Origin of the sequence: uncultured Gelidibacter sp. (assembly GCF_947500795.1) — a bacterium.
GTDB lineage: Bacteria > Bacteroidota > Bacteroidia > Flavobacteriales > Flavobacteriaceae > Gelidibacter.
Window position 1 is genome coordinate 943,734 of record NZ_CANMTE010000001.1, and the last position, 18,237, is coordinate 961,970.

Below are 18,237 nucleotides of genomic sequence, written 5' to 3' on the forward strand. Positions count from 1 at the left end.
AATTCATTAGGTAATAGCGATGTCATTATTTAAAATCCATCGCCATTACAGTCAATAATAAGTCTTAAATATTAGCAATGGCCTTGATTTCAGAAATAATCTTATCGCCAAGTGCATCCGCTTCTTCTTGCGAAGGTGCCTCGGTATAAATTCTGATAATTGGCTCCGTATTACTCTTACGTAAATGCACCCAACTGTTACTAAAATCTATTTTAACACCATCAATAGTGGTTAAATTTTCGTTCTGATAACGATCTTCCATTTTCGCCAAAATGCCATCGACATCCATTCCTGGCGTCAATTCTATTTTCTTTTTACCCATAAAGTAGTTAGGATACGTCGCTCTAAGTTCGCTGGTAGTCATTTGCTTTTCAGCCAACAGACTTAAAAACAACGCTACACCAACAAGTGCATCACGTCCGTAATGAAGTTCAGGATAAATAATTCCGCCATTTCCTTCTCCACCTATAATGGCGTTATTTTTCTTCATCAGTTCAACAACATTCACCTCACCAACGGCACTCGCTTCATAACTACCACCATGCTTTTCGGTAATATCTCTCAAAGCTCTTGTGGAACTCATATTACTCACTGTGTTTCCTGGAGTTTTGCTCAATACATAATCTGCACAAGCTACAAGGGTGTATTCTTCGCCAAACATCTCACCTTTTTCATCCATAAACGCTAAACGGTCAACATCCGGGTCAACTACAATACCTAAATCGGCATTTTCTTTAACAACTTCAGCAGCCAAATCGTATAAATGTTCCTTTAAAGGTTCAGGATTATGTGGGAACTGGCCATTTGGCTCACAAAATAATTTTACCGTATGTACACCTAAACGTTCCAATAATAATGGGATGGCGATTCCTCCCGTAGAATTAACCCCATCTACAACCACTCTAAATTGTGCGTCGGCAATGGCTTCTTTATTAACTAAAGGCATTTTTAGCACCTCATCAATATGAATGTCAATATACGCTTCGTTTTTTGTGATCTCGCCAAGATGGTCTACTTCAGCGAAAATCATTTCACCGTTTTCAGCAATATCTAAAATCTTCGCACCTTCTTCCCCATTCAAAAATTCACCTTTAGCATTCAAAAGTTTTAAGGCGTTCCATTGTTTCGGATTATGGCTCGCGGTTAAAATAATTCCACCATCAGCATGTTCCATAGGTACAGCCACCTCAACCGTTGGTGTTGTGGACAACCCAAGGTCAATTACGTGGATTCCCAAACCAACCAAAGTGTTCATGACTAAGTTTTGAATCATTTCACCTGAAATACGAGCATCACGACCAACTACAACACGGTAATTTTCCTTGTTGCGTTGTTGTTTTAACCACACACCGTAAGCGGATGCAAATTTTACTGCGTCAATCGGCGTTAAGTTATCGCCAACATTGCCCCCAATGGTCCCTCGTATTCCTGAAATTGATTTTATAAGTGTCATATGTGTCTTTTAAAGTGAAAAGCAAATATACAATTACAATTTTGGAATTCTAAATTGCAATTCCGTAAATTAGACCAATGAATTTTTTAGCCCACATTTATCTCTCAGGAGACAACCCTTCCATTACGATTGGAAATTTTATAGCAGACGGCATCAAAGGCAAACGCTATGAAAAATACCCAAAAGACATTCAAATTGGCATCCTGCTACATCGTGAAATTGACACGTTTACGGATGCGCATCCTACGGTGAGATTGAGCACCAAAAGACTTCATGAAAATTACGGACATTATAGCGGGGTGATTGTTGATATTTTATATGATCATTTTTTGGCTAAAAACTGGTCGCGGTATTCCAATACGCCATTGGAGCTTTATATTGACGATTTTTATGAAACGTTGAAAGCCCACTTCACCATCTTGCCTTTACGCATTCAGAAAATGATGCCTTATATGATTGCAGATAATTGGTTGTTGAGCTATGCGAAGATTGAAGGCATTCAGAAAGTGCTCAATGGCATGAACCAACGGACAAGGAATATTTCTGGAATGCATAAAGCAACAGACGAGCTGCAGGAGTTTTATGAAGAGTTTGAGGAAGAATTCACCACTTTTTTCGAAGAATTGCGAGCCTTTTCCACCGAAAAACTAACGCTGTTACAGCAGATGTACGCTTCAGAATAATTTTTTATTTCTAAAAAACATCATAAGTTGCCGACGCATAATATTAAAAAAATTACAAAACCTATTTAGAATATAATTTAGATCTCAAAAGCAAATCTCTGTTCTCTGTTCTTATTTCTTAATAGCACATTAACAAAACCAAACACTTTATACCAGTGGCCACACCAAAAAAAATACTCAAGATAATTGCAGGAACCATTGTTTTCCTGACGTTGCCTACCTTGCTTCTATTCGGTTTTATCTATTTTAAATATGATGAAGATTTACCAAATGGCACAAAAGGTGCACAAGCAGAGCAATTAGCAACCAAAATGCTCAATGCCTTGGATAGCGAAGCCTATCAAAATACCAATTATTTAGAATGGACTTTTAAAAAACGTCATCATTTTAAATGGAACAAAGCCGAGAACACCTGCGAGGTTTATTGGAAAGATTACAAGGTGACTTTAGACTTGAAAAATCCATCCAAAAGTGAGGCTTTTCAAAACGAACAAAAAGTTAATAGCAAGGAAGCTCAAGAACTCATTGAAAAAGCAATTTCTTATTTTAACAACGATTCTTTTTGGGTCGTAGCGCCTTATAAGGTTTTTGATTCCGGAACGGAGCGCCGTGTGGTAACCTTAGATGATGGATCTGAAGCGCTTTTGGTAACCTATACTTCTGGAGGCACGACTCCAGGAGATTCTTTTTTATGGCATTTGGACGACTCAGGAAAACCTAAAAGCTTCCAAATGTGGGTGGATATTTTGCCTATTGGCGGATTGGAAGCGTCGTGGAGCGATTGGACCACTACCGAATCGGGGGCTCATTTGCCGACCTTTCATAAGTTTCTATTTTTCGGATTAGAAATCACCGATTTAGTCGGACGGAAATAGCGTTTCTACTTTCATTTTTTTTACCGTATAAGCTAACCCCTATAACGCTTCCCTTTCAGCTTTTTAACAAAACTCTAAATAGCAACTTCTTTATAGTTAACGTCATTATCAGTACCTTTGCAAACTTATCTGTAAATCAGGTAAGATTGTACTACTATGAGTAAATTTGAAGAAACAATCGAGGTCCAAGGCGCACGCGTTCACAACCTTAAAAATATAGACGTTACCATTCCACGAGAAAAACTTGTAGTCATTACAGGCTTGTCGGGAAGCGGGAAATCTTCATTGGCTTTTGATACTATTTATGCCGAAGGTCAGCGTCGTTATATCGAAACGTTTTCGGCCTATGCGCGTCAGTTTTTGGGCGGCTTGGAACGTCCTGATGTAGACAAAATTGATGGCCTCTCGCCTGTTATCGCCATAGAGCAAAAAACAACCAGCAAATCGCCACGTTCTACCGTGGGCACCATTACTGAGATTTATGATTTTTTACGTTTGTTGTACGCAAGAGCGAGTGATGCTTACAGCTACAACACCGGCGAGAAAATGGTGAGTTATACAGATGAGCAAATCAAAACCTTAATCAAGGAAAGTTTTAACGGCAAGCGCATTAATATTTTGGCGCCGGTGGTCCGTTCTCGTAAAGGGCATTACCGCGAATTGTTTGAGCAAATTGCAAAACAAGGCTTTGTAAAAGTTCGTACGGATGGCGAGGTGAAAGATTTGGTGAAGGGCATGAAGTTGGATCGTTATAAAATGCACGATATTGAAATTGTCATTGACCGTCTTAAAATTGACGATTCTGTTGACAATGAGAAGCGCCTGACGGAAACCATCAACACTGCCATGTATCATGGAGATGATGTACTTATGGTTCTTAACCAGGACACCAATGAAACACGTTACTTCAGTAGGAGTTTAATGTGTCCGACCTCTGGGATTTCTTACCCAAATCCTGAACCTAATAATTTCTCTTTCAATTCACCAAAAGGCGCTTGTCCTAAATGTAACGGAATAGGAAAACTGTATCAAGTGAATGAGAAAAAAATCATTCCTGATGACAGTCTTTCTATCAAAGGAGGCGCATTAGCACCACATGGCCCTTATAAAAACAGTTGGATTTTTAAACAATTTGAAACGATAGCACAACGCTTCAACTTTCAACTTACCGATCCTTACAAGGACATTCCTCAGGAAGCCAAACAAATGATTCTTTACGGTGGAAACGAGAAGTTTTCAATTGAAAGTAAGACCTTAGGTGTGACACGCGATTATAAAATCGATTTTGAAGGGGTTGCTAATTTTATTGAAAACCAGTTCACGACTGCAGAAACAACGTCTTTAAAACGTTGGGCGAAAGACTATATGGATAAAGTGGAGTGTGACGCTTGTCACGGTTCCCGCTTACGTCAAGAATCGCTTTATTTTAAAGTCAACGGACTCAATATTGCCGAGTTGGCTAATAAGGACATTGTTGACTTAGCGAGTTGGTTCGCAGGTTTAAAGTCGCACTTATCAGACAAACAACTACAGATTTCGGAAGAAATTATCAAGGAAATCAGAACGCGCTTACAGTTTTTATTGGATGTTGGTCTGGAATATTTATCGCTCAATAGAAGCTCAAAATCGCTGTCAGGTGGTGAAGCGCAACGTATCCGACTTGCCACGCAAATTGGTTCGCAATTGGTTGGTGTACTTTATATTTTAGATGAACCAAGTATTGGTTTGCACCAACGCGATAATGAGAAATTAATTAAATCGCTGATTGCGCTGCGTGACATCGGGAATTCCGTTATTGTTGTTGAACATGACAAGGACATGATTGAATGCGCCGATTATGTGATTGATATTGGACCGAAAGCCGGTAAATACGGTGGCGAAATCATTAGTGTAGGCACGCCGGAAGAATTGAAAACGCATCATACCTTAACAGCAGACTATCTTAATGGGACCAAACAAATTGAAGTTCCACAAACGCGTCGTGAAGGCAACGGTAAATTTATTGAGCTGAAAGGCTGTACCGGAAATAATCTAAAAAACGTATCGGTAAAGTTTCCTTTAGGTAAAATGATTGGTGTTACTGGTGTTTCAGGAAGTGGCAAATCGACGTTGATCAATGAAACCCTCTATCCTATTTTTAATGCCTACTATTTTAATGGCGTTAAAAAGCCAATGCCTTACAAGAGCATTAAAGGTTTGGAGCTTATAGATAAAGTGATTGACATTAACCAATCGCCAATTGGCCGCACGCCACGTAGTAATCCTGCGACTTACACTAAAACTTTTGATGAAATTAGAAGTTTATTTGCAAAAATTCCAGAAGCGATGATCCGTGGTTACAAACCAGGGCGCTTTAGTTTTAATGTCAAAGGTGGGCGTTGTGAAACCTGCCAAGGTGGTGGTTTGCGGGTTATTGAAATGAATTTTCTGCCAGACGTTTATGTAGAATGTGAAACCTGCCAAGGCAAACGCTTCAATAGAGAGACCTTAGAAATCCGCTATAAAGGAAAATCCATCAGTGACGTGTTGGACATGACCATCAATGAAGCGGTCGATTTTTTCGAGCACATTCCAAAAATTCACAAGAAACTAAAGACCATTAAGGATGTTGGCTTGGGCTACCTTACCTTAGGCCAACAGAGCACCACGCTCTCAGGAGGTGAAGCACAACGTATCAAACTGGCAACAGAATTGAGCAAACGCGATACCGGAAATACGTTTTACATTTTGGATGAACCTACAACAGGGTTGCATTTTGAAGATATTCGGGTGTTGATGGATGTTCTTAATGAATTGGTCAACAAAGGCAATACTATTTTAATTATTGAACACAATATGGATGTCATTAAAACTATGGACCATATTATCGATGTTGGTTATGAAGGTGGTAAAGGTGGCGGACAGATTATTGTTGAAGGAACGCCGGAACTAGTAGCGCAACACAAGAAAAGCTACACTGCTAAATTCCTAAAAAAAGAGCTTGAAATTGGAATGAAACAATAATAATTAAATATTTATTTACATTCTATTTACGGATAGTGTTAAAGATTTAATCATATTCGCACTCCAATAGTTCAAAAACTTTATTACCTTAGTATCATAACTTAAAAACAATCAATTATGAGAGGTATTCTTTGGCTTGTAGCCGTAATTTTAATCGTAGTGTGGCTTTTGGGCTTTTTAGGAGTTGTGCCAGGCATTGGAACAGGTGGTCTTATCCACGTTCTTTTAGTCATTGCAGTTATTGTAATTTTGTACAACATCATATCAGGTCGTAAACCACTTTAAATAGTGTTACACACAAAAGAACTTGTTAAAAAGGCAAATTGAAAGATTTGCCTTTTTGTATTTTATATAGTGGCAACTTCTAAATCCTTCTACCCCTGGCTTTCCAATTTTCCTCGAAACCTTTTTAAAAATCAACCGAATACGTCTTTTTATAGTATTTTCTATTAAATTTGTGTGTTTTGGCATATCTCAGGGCAGGCACTCTGATTGACAAAAGCCATTTCTACAAATCAAAAATTAAAAACCTTATAATACAAAACATGAGATTAGAAAAACACAGTAAAGCTTGGAATGAAATAAAAACAAACGATTCGTGGGCCATTTTTAAAATAATGGGCGAGTTTGTTAATGGATATGAGAAATTGAGCAAAATTGGACCTTGTGTTTCCATTTTCGGCTCAGCACGTACCAAGCCAGATCATAAATATTACAAATTAGCGGAAGAAGTTGCCAAGAAGATTGTAGAACACGGCTACGGTGTCATCACTGGCGGTGGTCCTGGGATTATGGAAGCTGGAAATAAAGGCGCTCATATAGCGGGTGGTACTTCTGTAGGATTAAATATCGATCTTCCTTTTGAACAACATGACAATCCTTATATTGATTCCGATAAAAGTTTAGATTTCGATTACTTCTTTGTAAGAAAAGTGATGTTTGTTAAATATTCTCAAGGCTTTGTTGTAATGCCTGGTGGTTTCGGAACTTTAGATGAGTTATTTGAAGCGATTACATTGATTCAGACCAATAAAATAGAAAAATTCCCAATCATTCTTGTGGGAAAAGAATTCTGGTCTGGCCTGTTGGATTGGATTAAATCAACGTTATTGGATTCTTTTGAAAATATTAGCCCTAAGGATTTAGACCTTGTACATTTGGTGGATACACCAGATGAAGTCTTAGATATCCTTGACAGTTTCTATAAGGAATTCGAATTGAGTCCAAATTTCTAATCGCTTTTTAGAACATAATTCACACGTAAAACTTAGAGCGCATTTTAATTCTGTTGAATGCGCTCTAAAGTTTTTCATATAATAGTGGGAACTTTCTGAAATTTATCACAAATTACTACATTTAAAAACCGTAACTATAATTCATACGTTATATAGTTGAGCGCATGCAATTCTTTGTTGAACACAGCATGAATGAAGCTCCAAAATGGTATTTTAAACACTCAAATCGTCATAACATATTGCAAAGGCACCTTCTTTTTAGTTTAATCGTTTTGTATTCGGCTTTAATGTTTGGTCAGAATGAGATCAACATCAATGCCCAATTCAACATGCCTAAAAGAAGCGCGCAAGTTTCCCAAATTATACGTTATCAAAACACATCAAACGATACTTTAAAAACCATATATCTCAACGATTGGAACAATAGTTTCTCTACAAAGCGCACCCCTTTAGCTGATCGGTTTACAGAAGAATACAGCACCAAATTCCATTTTGCCAAGAGTCATATGCGTGGTTTTACAAGCATTACCTCTATTAAATCGTCTAATGGTGAGGAGCTGGAATTTACAAGATTAAAACCGCATCCCGATGTTGTTGAAGTACAACTCGCTGAACCGTTACTTCCAAACCAGTCCTACCAAATTCAGTTGTTTTATAATTTACAGTTTCCTGATCATACGTTTACAGAGTATGGCGTGACTGAAAACAACGAATTCAATTTAAAATATTGGTATATCACGCCTGCCGTTTATGATGGGACTTGGCATTACTACAGCAATAAAAATCTCGACGATCTCTATGTTCCAAAAGCGACTATTGATTTGAAATTGGAATTTCCGAAGAATTATGGTCTGTTTTCTGAGTTGGATGTTGTAGACGTTACACAGAATGACAGCACCCAAACCTTTCATCTCTATGGAAAAGACCGCGTGGACAGCAAACTGTATCTCAATAAATTTCCGAAATTCAATTTTGTACAAACTGACAATTTCACCGTAATCACCAATATCGAAAATGAAGGTATCGCCCCGACGGATCGTGCGATCATCACGGATAAAATCACCCAATTCATTTCTAACAACTTAGGCTCGTATCCGCACAATTACTTATTGGTTACAGATATTGAATATCGAAAAGACCCTCTTTACGGCATCAATCAACTGCCAAAATTCATCAATCCGTTTCCAGGGAATCTACAATATGAATTAAAGCTTTTAAAAACGGCGTTAAAGAATTATTTGGATAACACGCTCAGCCTAAATCCGAGAAAAGACTATTGGCTTAAAGACGGCATTCAAATTTATTATTTGATGAAATATGTGGAAGAACAATATCCTGACCTAAAATTGCTGGGCACCTTATCTAATATTTGGGGCATCCGTTCTTTTCACGCGGCAGATGTCAATTTTAACGAGCAGTATAATCTCTATTACATGCAGATGGTGCGTACCAATAGAGATCAAGCATTAACGACGCCAAAAGATCGTTTATTAAAATTTAACGCGAATATTGCTGGAAAATACAAAGCTGGTATCGGACTAAAATATTTAGATGATTTTGTAAATGCTGATGTGATTGAAAGAACCATTCATCAGTATATTGAACAGTCAAAATCTGAGACAACAACCATTTCAGATTTTGAAAACTTACTGAAGCAAAACACTGATAAGGATGTCGATTGGTTTTTTACGGACTATATCAATACCACAAAAAAAATAGATTTCAGAATCAAGGATGTTGTCAAAACGAAGGACTCCGTCACCTTCACCATTAAGAACAAAAGAAACACTGATGTCCCTGTATCCATCTTCAGTTTAAAAAATGATTCGATTCTTTCAAAGCAGTGGATTGAGAACGTTAGAGGGTCTAAAACTTTGACAATTCCGCATAACAACGCCACAAAACTGGTCTTGAATTACGACAACACCATCCCTGAATACAATCTTAGAGACAATTGGAAATCTTTACAAGGTTGGTTTTTCAACAACAAACCTTTACAGTTTAGATTATTTAAAGACATTGAAGACCCAAATTACAATCAGGTGTTTTTTATGCCTTTGGTAGAGTTTAACAATATTTACGACGGATTTACCCTAGGCGCAAAAATGTATAACAAGACGCTTCTTATGAAGAATTTGAGTTATCAAGTATCCCCAAAATATGCCTTCAATTCAAATACTATAACAGGAAGTATCCAAACCGTTTATACGCAACATATTGAAGATAAAAATTTATTTAGGATCAATTATGGCATCAGTGCCGGGTATTCCTCTTTTGCTGAAAATGCCTTTGTAACGGTCATCAGACCTAGTGTTTCCTTCTATTTTAGGGATAATGAGCATTTCAGATCCAATAAATCCAGTTATTTAAATTTTAGATACTTGGACATTTCCAGGAGCAACAAGAATCCGTTGCTAACCGTTACAAATCCGGATTATAGTGTTTTTAATGTGCGATATGTAAATGCACATACGGATTTGATTGATTTTTCAAGGTTTCATTATGATCTTCAAGCAGCGAAACAATTTGGGAAAGTCTCCGTGAATTATGAATGGCGAAAACTTACAGAAAACAACAGGCAGTTTAATTTCCGCTTCTTTGCCGGAACATTTCTCTATAATAAAACCGATAAAAATTCAGATTATTTCAGTTTTGCGTTGGACCGCCCAACCGATTATATGTTTGATTACAACTATTTAGGCCGCTCTGAAGCTTCAGGTATATTTAGTCAGCAGATTATCATTGCAGAAGGTGGATTTAAATCTAAATTAGATACCCCTTTTGCAAACCAATGGATGACCACAGCTAACGTAAGCACAACCTTATGGCGCTATATTGAAGCTTATGGTGATATAGGATTGGTCAAAAACAAGTCCGTCAATCCTCAGTTTATGTATGATTCGGGAATCCGGCTGAATTTAGTAACAGATTACTTTGAACTTTACTTTCCTATCTATTCCAACTTAGGCTGGGAAATTGCTGAACCAAATTACAGCCAACGTATCCGGATTAAATTCACTTTAGACCCGGAAGTGCTTTTAGGTCTTTTTAGACGTAAATGGTATTAATTCCCAAATCTAACCTTTTAGCTTATTTATCGGCTGCTGCAGCACATTTCCAATTTTAATTAATAGGATTTCATTGGGTTTATATTTTCAAAATTATGTAGTTTAGTCCCTTTGTGTTTTAAACTATAAATAATGACAAAGTCCTATTTCTTCAGTATTCTGTTTTCAGTACTATTTATCAACCTCTACGCGCAACAAAGTGATCTTACCGTAGAAAAAATAATGCAAGATCCTAAATGGATGGGCACCTTCCCTTCCAATGTTAAATGGGATCAAAGTAGCAGCGCCATTTACTTCAATTACAACAAAGATGCTGATCCTGCAGATTCCCTGTACCGCATCAATTTGAAAAACACCAAATCCATCGAAAAGGTAAGTTGGACGCAAGAAAAAGACACCGATTTTGCAAGAGGCACTTACAATAAATCGAAAACAAAAAAAATATCCACCAAAGGCAATACCTTAATCATTTATGACATCAAATCTGGAAAGGAAACCGAATTGCTTCAATTATCAGAAAGCATAAGCAATCCGACATTTTTGGCTGAGGAAGATGTGATTGCTTTTAATATGGACAACAATGCCTATCTGTATTCGCAGAAATCGGGTACCATAAAAAGATTGACCCAAATACAATCTGGCGACGAACCAAAAAAGAAAGATGCGAAATCTTCAGAAAAAGCCTCCTATCTTGAAGCAGAAAACCTCAAATTATTGACGGTTGTTAAGGAGCGAGAAGAACAAAGTAAAACTTCAAAAAAAGTTAGGGAAAATCGTAAAGAAAAAGACGCCTACACCTATTATACTGGAGACCGACAACTTTTCAATCTGCAAGTCTCTCCTGACGTTAAATATGTCACCTTTACACTATATGAGCGTGGTAAAAGCGAGAACACCATCGTTCCAAATTATATTGACGCTTCCAGCTATACTAAAGATTTGAACACCCGTTCTAAAGTGGGTGATGATAAAACTAAGGTGGAATTGGCCATTTATAATATTGAAAAAGACACCGTTTATACAGTTAATACGAGCACATTACCTGGTATTAAGGATTTACCGGATTATGTTAAAGACTATCCAGATAAAGAATGGGAAGAAAAAGAACGTGAGGTCATTTGTTCGCAGGCTTATTTTTCTGATAATGGGCAGCACGCTATTGTAAATGTGCGCTCTAAGGATAACAAAGACCGTTGGATTGCTAAAATAGATTTAACCTCTGGCGAATTGACCACTTTAGACAGACAGCATGATGAAGCTTGGATTGCTGGCCCTGGAATTGGTTGGACCATGAGCGGCGGCACTATGGGATGGTTGCCTGATAATAAACACATTTATTTCCAATCGGAAGCCACAGGGTATTCTCATTTATACCTTTTAAATGTTACAAATGGTAATAAAAAAGCCTTGACATCTGGGAATTATGAAGTTTTTGATCCCTTCATGTCCAATGACAAAAAGAGTTGGTATTTAACGACTTCTGAAGTTGGGCCTGGCGAAAGACACTTCTATAAAATGCCGTTGATGGGCGGAAAAATGGAAAAATTGACATCCATGACCGGTAATAATGACGTCAGTCTTTCTCCTGATGAAAAATATTTGGCCATTTTACATTCGTACAGCAATCAGCCATGGGAGCTTTATTACAAAAAGAACTCATCAAAAGCAGAGGCTATACAATTAACTTCAGGGCAATCTGAAGCTTTTAAATCGTATACCTGGAGAGATCCACAACTCGTTACGTTTAAGGCTCAAGATGGTGCCAATGTTCCGGCTAGACTTTATTTACCTGAGGCATCGGTTAAAAATAATGCTGCGGTAATTTTTGTGCATGGTGCAGGATATTTACAAAATGTCCATAAATGGTGGTCTTCTTATTTTAGAGAATACATGTTCCATAATTTATTGACCGATTTAGGATACACCGTTATCGATATTGATTATAGAGGAAGTGCGGGTTACGGTAGAGATTGGCGTACCGGAATTTACAGACATATGGGCGGAAAAGACCTTTCTGACCATGTAGATGGTGCTACATATTTAGTAGAAAACCATGGCATTGACAAAGAGAAAATCGGTATTTACGGTGGTAGCTACGGCGGATTCATCACGTTAATGGCGCTATTTACAGAAGCTGAAACCTTTAAATCGGGTGCTGCCTTAAGATCGGTAACGGATTGGGCACACTACAATCATGGCTACACTTCCAATATTTTGAATGAACCATTTAACGACCCAATTGCCTATGAGCGCTCCTCGCCTATTTATTTTGCGGAAGGCTTAAAAGGTAATTTACTAATCGCCCACGGTGTGGTAGATGTGAATGTGCATTTTCAGGATGTGGTGCGCTTATCACAACGTCTTATTGAACTCGGTAAAGACAATTGGGAAATGGCTATTTATCCTGCTGAAGACCATGGCTTTGTGGAACCAAGTAGCTGGACAGATGAATACAAACGCATCTTAAAGCTGTTCAATTCCACACTTTTAGACAATTAAAAACATTAACAACTTAATTATCAGCACTTGACACACAGACTTATAGCCTGTGAAGTGCTGATAATTAATCGTTAAATCCTCCCATCATCACGTTAATCAATTGCAATACTTGTCTGATTTGACTACTTTTGCAATATCTAAAAAGTACATTAATGCAGACAAGTCCAAAAACAATCAACGATATATCTTTTGAAGAATTCCAATCAGAAATCCTTAGTGATTATAAAATAGCCATGACCAGTAGAGAATGTAGTCTACTAGGAAGAAGGGAAGTTTTAACCGGAAAGGCAAAATTTGGAATTTTTGGAGATGGTAAAGAAATACCGCAATTGGCTTGGGCCAAAGTTTTTCAGAATGGCGATTTCCGTTCAGGATACTACAGAGACCAAACCTTTATGATGGCTATTGGAGAGTTAAGCATACAACAGTTCTTTGCTGGTCTTTATGGCGATGCTAATATTGACAACGATCCGATGTCAGGAGGCCGTCAAATGGGAGGTCATTTTGGCACGCATAGTTTGGATGAAAAAGGCGATTGGAAAAACTTATTAGAACAAAAAAACTCAAGTGCTGATATCTCTCCTACTGCGGGCCAAATGCCACGACTTTTAGGATTGGCACAAGCATCAAAAATTTATAGAAACGTAAACGGTATCCACAGTCCGAAGTTTTCCGATAAAGGAAATGAAGTAGCTTGGGGAACCATTGGAAATGCAAGTACGAGTGAAGGCTTATTTTTTGAAACCATAAATGCAGCCGGTGTTTTACAAGTGCCAATGGTGATTAGCGTTTGGGATGATGAATACGGCATTTCTGTTCACGCTAAACATCAAACTACAAAAGAGAACATTTCCGAAATTTTAAAAGGTTTCCAAAGAGATAAAAACAACAAAGGCTACGAGATTCTAAGAGTTAAAGGTTGGGATTATGTAGAATTGGTAGAAACCTATCAACGTGCTTCAAAAATTGCAAGAGAAGAACATGTGCCGGTATTGATCCATGTTACTGAATTGACGCAGCCACAAGGACATTCTACGTCTGGCTCTCATGAACGCTACAAAAATAAGGAGCGTTTGGATTGGGAATTAGAACATGATTGTATTCGCAAGATGCGCGAATGGATAATTACGCATGGTATTTCAACAGAAGTTGAATTGGATGCCATCGATAAAAATATCAAAAAACAAGTAAGAGAAGGCAAAAAAGCCGCTTGGGAAGCTTATCAAACACCTATTAAGGAAGAGCAACAACAAGCCCTACAATTGCTTACTAATTTGGCTAATTCTAGTGCCAATAAGGTTTTTATTGAACGTGTTGTGACGGAATTATCAAATGTTGCTGAGCCGATTAGAAAAGATATCGCTTCAGCCGTTAGAAAATCCTTACGTTACGTTATTACTGAAGACTCTGTTGAGAAAGACGCAGTTAACGAATGGATTGATGCGTATTTAGAGCGCATTCAACCTAAATACAGTTCACATTTATATAGCCAATCTAAAAAATCAGCGTTACACATTAAGGAGATAAAGCCTACTTATGACGCTTCCGCAGATGATGTAGACGGCCGATTGGTACTCCGTGACAACTTTGATGCTATTTTCAAAAAGTATCCACAATCCTTAATTTTTGGTGAAGATGCCGGAACCATTGGTGATGTTAATCAAGGTTTGGAAGGTCTTCAAGACAAATATGGCGAATTACGAGTAGCCGATGCAGGTATCCGTGAGGCAACTATTATGGGTCAAGGTATAGGAATGGCAATGCGTGGCTTACGCCCTATTGCGGAAATTCAATACTTAGATTACATTCTTTATGCGCTACAAATCATGAGTGATGATTTGGCAACCTTGCATTACAGAACCCATGGCCGACAAAAAGCACCAGTTATTGTGCGTACAAGAGGTCACAGATTGGAAGGTATTTGGCATTCAGGATCGCAGTTAGGTGGTATTTTAAACTTAGTTAGAGGCATCCATGTATTGGTGCCAAGAAATATGACCAAAGCAGCAGGTTTCTATAACACACTTTTAGAAAGTGATGAACCAGCGCTTGTTATTGAATGTCTTAATGGCTACCGATTAAAAGAAAAACTACCAACCAATTTAGGTGATTTCAAAACGCCAGTGGGTGTTGTAGAAACTATGAAAGAAGGAAAAGACATTACCCTTGTTTCTTATGGTTCTACCTTGCGTTTGGTTGAACAGGCCGCCAAAGAATTATTGGAAGTTGGCATAGATGCAGAAGTCATTGATGTGCAGTCTTTATTGCCATTGGACATCAACCATGACATTGCAAAGAGTGTTGAGAAAACCAACCGCTTGATGGTCATCGATGAAGATGTCCCTGGAGGTGCTTCTGCGTATTTACTCAATGCTATTTTAAACACACAAAATGCTTATCAATTTTTAGATAGCCAACCACAAACATTAACTGCTCGAGCGCATAGACCTGCTTATGGAACTGATGGCGATTATTTTTCAAAACCATCGTTAGAGGATATCTTTGAAAGCGTGTATGCAATGATGCATGAGGCTAGCCCTAGCAATTATCCAAAATTGAGATAAACCATTGAAATCAAGAGGGTTTTTATTAAAAAAAAAGTATCTTTATAATAAAATATCCCTCTTGAAATTTCCTTCTTATAGATACGTCACTGCATGCGTCATAGTCGCACTCTTCTTTCAAATCAGTGCGTTTTCGCAAAAAGAATCGGCAAATTGGTATTTTGGAGATTTAGCAGGATTAGATTTTAATAGCGGTAGCCCTGTTCCGTTAATGGATGGGCAATTAGTGACACGTGAAGGCTGTGCCACGATTTCAGATCCTCAAGGAAATTTATTGTTCTATACGGACGGAAGTATCGTTTGGGACAGAACGCATCAAATCATGCAAAACGGGACGGGACTTTTGGGTCATAGTTCCAGTACGATGTCCGCTTTAATTATTCCAAAACCTGGAAATCGAGATTCCTATTATATATTCACGATAGATAAACCTAGTTATTATCTCACCGCAGGAGAACCTATTGATGGCGTTAACTATTCAGAGGTTGACATGACGTTAAACAATGGTCTTGGTGGTATTGTCGCCTCTAATAAAAATGTCCACTTAGTTACTTACAACCAAAATGACTCGGTTGAGAACGAATACAAATCTTCGGAAAAAATCACAGCGGTTACCCATAGTGACGGTAGCACTATTTGGGTATTGACTCAGTTTATCAATAAGTTTTATGCCTTTAGGGTAGATGCTAATGGCGTCAATAAAACCCCAGTAATTTCTACTGTGCCACAAAGTGTATTTCCACGAATTGATAATTTGGGAGTGAATATCTCAGCTATTGGCTATATGAAACTATCCCCCGACGGAAAAAAATTAGCTATAGCACATAGCTCAACATCTTTAGGAAGTCCAAAATCTGGCACCAAACGCTCTGGTACGGTTTTACTTTATGATTTCAACAATAGTACAGGCAAAGTTTCCAATCAGCAAACCCTTATCTCGGACACGTATCCCTATGGCCTTGAGTTTTCACCAAATTCAAAATTGTTATATGCAACAATTAGTAATTTCACAGAGACGGATATTTTTATTGATAGTAATTTGTATCAATACAATTTAGAGAGCTCTAACATTACAGGTTCAAAATACGACGTCAAAACCTCATTAAATGTTGCCGGTGCTTTGCAACTGGCAATCGATGGAAAAATATACAGAGCAGGTTACGAAGTTTTTCAAAAGGGCGGGAAAAAACTGTCTGTTATCAATAAACCGAACGTCATTGGGGCAGGATCAAATTATTCTCATAATACTGTAAATCTGGGCAACTATCGTACTGCTGAACTTGGGTTGCCACCTTTTGTACAATCCATTTTCAAATATACGTTTGATTATAAATTTACCTGTTTGGGCGATGAAACTCATTTTATGATCACGTCTGAAGACCCGTATGATACTGTTGTTTGGGATTTTGGTGATGGAAAAACATCAACTTCAGAAGCACCATTGCATACATATGCCAACCCTGGCACTTACACTGTCCGTTTATCGTTGACGCTTAACGGAATAACTAATGATCCTTTAATTAAGCAAATTACTATTTCTGATGCGCCTAAGGTGATGACAACGCCTTATGAATTAACGCAATGTGATTCTTTTGATACTGATTCTACCGATGGGAAAACAACATTTAATTTAGATCTTGCCAATAGTCCGCTAACCTTTAATACGCCTGATAAAATAAAGGTGTATTACTACCACAGCTTAACTGAGGCTCTAGACGACACTATCAATTCCAAAGCCTTAAATCCTATTTACACCAATACTAAGCAAGACGAGATACTACATGCCAAAGTTTTTAAGGCGCATACGGACTGCTATAGCATGGCGACAATTAAATTAAAAACGACCCGGGCGATTGATTTTAAAGTGTTTCAATTGGAAGGCTGTGATCCTAACAATACAGGAAAAGGTACTTTCGATTTGAATAGTGCAAGAACCGATATTATAAACACTCTCAACTTACCAACTCATGTTACTGTAAATTTTTACGAAAACGAAGCGGATGCTGCTATAGGGGTGAATCCTGTTTCTGATTATTTCATGTCTGCAGACACCACCTTATTTATAAGAGCCGAAAGCAATTATGTGTGTTATGGCAATGGACTATTGGAACTTTCTGTTCAAGCATTTCCAACACTTCAAGATCAAACCATTTTAGTTTGTCAGTCAGATTTTCCAATTCGTATTGATTCTGGATTGATCGCAACACAAGCCGTACATTATGCTTATTTATGGAGCACAGGTGATGCTACCAATAGTATTTTGGTCGATAAACCTGGCACCTATCAGCTTAACGTTAAGGATCCGGTGCTTTATTGTGAAGACACCATATCCATAACTGTGGTTCAAAATGAAATCGCCTCAATTAAAAACGTTACTGTTAATGACTACGATGTGACGATAAACCTAAATCAACCGATTGACGGATTTGAATTTTCAATGGACGATGAATTTGGAACCTATCAAACCAGTAATGTGTTTTTGAATAATCCTCCCGGCACCCACACGGTTTACGTCCGAGATAACAATCAGTGTAATACCATATCGAAGGAGATTTATGTGATAGGATTTCCTAAGTTTTTGACCCCTAATAACGATCAGAATCACGATTATTGGAATATCAAAGGCTTAGACCCCGCTTTGGCTTCCAATAATAAGATTTTCATTTATAACAGGTTCGGCAAACTCATATTTACTTTCAATCCGTTACAATCTAAGGGATGGGATGGCAAATACAACGGACAATTGTTGGTGCCCGACGATTATTGGTATTCCTACAAATTGTCTGAAGATAACATCTACACTGGCCATTTTAGTTTAAAATTGTAGAAGTCTGACATTAGAAACATTGACAACTCC

At 37.9% G+C, this 18,237-nt stretch carries 10 protein-coding genes; 9 read left to right on the plus strand and 1 reads right to left on the minus strand.

The genetic code is table 11. The features are described 5' to 3' along the window. Positions 1 to 64 precede the first annotated feature (64 nt). Positions 65 to 1,453 (minus strand): phosphoglucosamine mutase, encoded by a 1,389-nt coding sequence (gene glmM / locus Q0947_RS04160; RefSeq protein WP_299391827.1) that lies wholly within the window; start codon positions 1,451 to 1,453, stop codon positions 65 to 67. A 77-nt stretch (positions 1,454 to 1,530) separates the two neighbouring features. Here glmM and Q0947_RS04165 point away from each other — a divergent pair, with 77 nt between their 5' ends. The 9 genes from Q0947_RS04165 (at position 1,531) to Q0947_RS04205 (ending at position 18,207) form a co-directional block, all read left to right on the plus strand. Then, entirely contained in the window at positions 1,531 to 2,136 is a 606-nt protein-coding gene (locus tag Q0947_RS04165) for an ACP phosphodiesterase (RefSeq protein ID WP_299391831.1), read from the plus strand. Positions 2,137 to 2,291: 155 nt separating this feature from the next. Then, positions 2,292 to 3,011 (plus strand): hypothetical protein, encoded by a 720-nt coding sequence (locus tag Q0947_RS04170; protein WP_299391835.1) that lies wholly within the window; start codon positions 2,292 to 2,294, stop codon positions 3,009 to 3,011. 156 nt (positions 3,012 to 3,167) lie between these two features. Further along, on the plus strand, positions 3,168 to 6,014 hold the full coding sequence (gene uvrA / locus Q0947_RS04175) for an excinuclease ABC subunit UvrA (RefSeq protein ID WP_299391840.1): 2,847 nt from the start codon (positions 3,168 to 3,170) through the stop codon (positions 6,012 to 6,014). 117 nt (positions 6,015 to 6,131) lie between these two features. Then, positions 6,132 to 6,299: a lmo0937 family membrane protein gene (locus Q0947_RS04180; RefSeq protein ID WP_299391845.1), complete on the plus strand. Its 168-nt coding sequence runs from the start codon at positions 6,132 to 6,134 to the stop codon at positions 6,297 to 6,299. Between the two features lie 260 nt (positions 6,300 to 6,559). Then, positions 6,560 to 7,249 (plus strand): TIGR00730 family Rossman fold protein, encoded by a 690-nt coding sequence (locus tag Q0947_RS04185; RefSeq protein WP_299391849.1) that lies wholly within the window; start codon positions 6,560 to 6,562, stop codon positions 7,247 to 7,249. Between the two features lie 164 nt (positions 7,250 to 7,413). Further along, positions 7,414 to 10,317 (plus strand): metalloprotease, encoded by a 2,904-nt coding sequence (locus tag Q0947_RS04190; protein ID WP_299391854.1) that lies wholly within the window; start codon positions 7,414 to 7,416, stop codon positions 10,315 to 10,317. 132 nt (positions 10,318 to 10,449) lie between these two features. After that, entirely contained in the window at positions 10,450 to 12,816 is a 2,367-nt protein-coding gene (locus Q0947_RS04195; RefSeq protein ID WP_299391858.1) for a prolyl oligopeptidase family serine peptidase, read from the plus strand. Between the two features lie 152 nt (positions 12,817 to 12,968). Continuing rightward, on the plus strand, positions 12,969 to 15,380 hold the full coding sequence (locus Q0947_RS04200) for a thiamine pyrophosphate-dependent enzyme (protein WP_299391862.1): 2,412 nt from the start codon (positions 12,969 to 12,971) through the stop codon (positions 15,378 to 15,380). Positions 15,381 to 15,441: 61 nt separating this feature from the next. Further along, on the plus strand, positions 15,442 to 18,207 hold the full coding sequence (locus Q0947_RS04205) for a T9SS type B sorting domain-containing protein (protein WP_299391866.1): 2,766 nt from the start codon (positions 15,442 to 15,444) through the stop codon (positions 18,205 to 18,207). Positions 18,208 to 18,237 lie beyond the last annotated feature (30 nt).

What these genes read in the sequence shown, in the direction of transcription:
- uvrA (WP_299391840.1), top strand. Translation starts at nt 3,168, where the DNA reads ATGAGTAAATTTGAAGAAACAATCGAGGTCCAAGGCGCACGCGTTCAC.
- Q0947_RS04185 (WP_299391849.1), top strand. Translation starts at nt 6,560, where the DNA reads ATGAGATTAGAAAAACACAGTAAAGCTTGGAATGAAATAAAAACAAAC.
- Q0947_RS04200 (WP_299391862.1), top strand. Translation starts at nt 12,969, where the DNA reads ATGCAGACAAGTCCAAAAACAATCAACGATATATCTTTTGAAGAATTC.
- Q0947_RS04180 (WP_299391845.1), top strand. Translation starts at nt 6,132, where the DNA reads ATGAGAGGTATTCTTTGGCTTGTAGCCGTAATTTTAATCGTAGTGTGG.
- Q0947_RS04165 (WP_299391831.1), top strand. Translation starts at nt 1,531, where the DNA reads ATGAATTTTTTAGCCCACATTTATCTCTCAGGAGACAACCCTTCCATT.
- Q0947_RS04190 (WP_299391854.1), top strand. Translation starts at nt 7,414, where the DNA reads ATGCAATTCTTTGTTGAACACAGCATGAATGAAGCTCCAAAATGGTAT.
- glmM (WP_299391827.1), bottom strand. Translation starts at nt 1,453, where the DNA reads ATGACACTTATAAAATCAATTTCAGGAATACGAGGGACCATTGGGGGC.
- Q0947_RS04195 (WP_299391858.1), top strand. Translation starts at nt 10,450, where the DNA reads ATGACAAAGTCCTATTTCTTCAGTATTCTGTTTTCAGTACTATTTATC.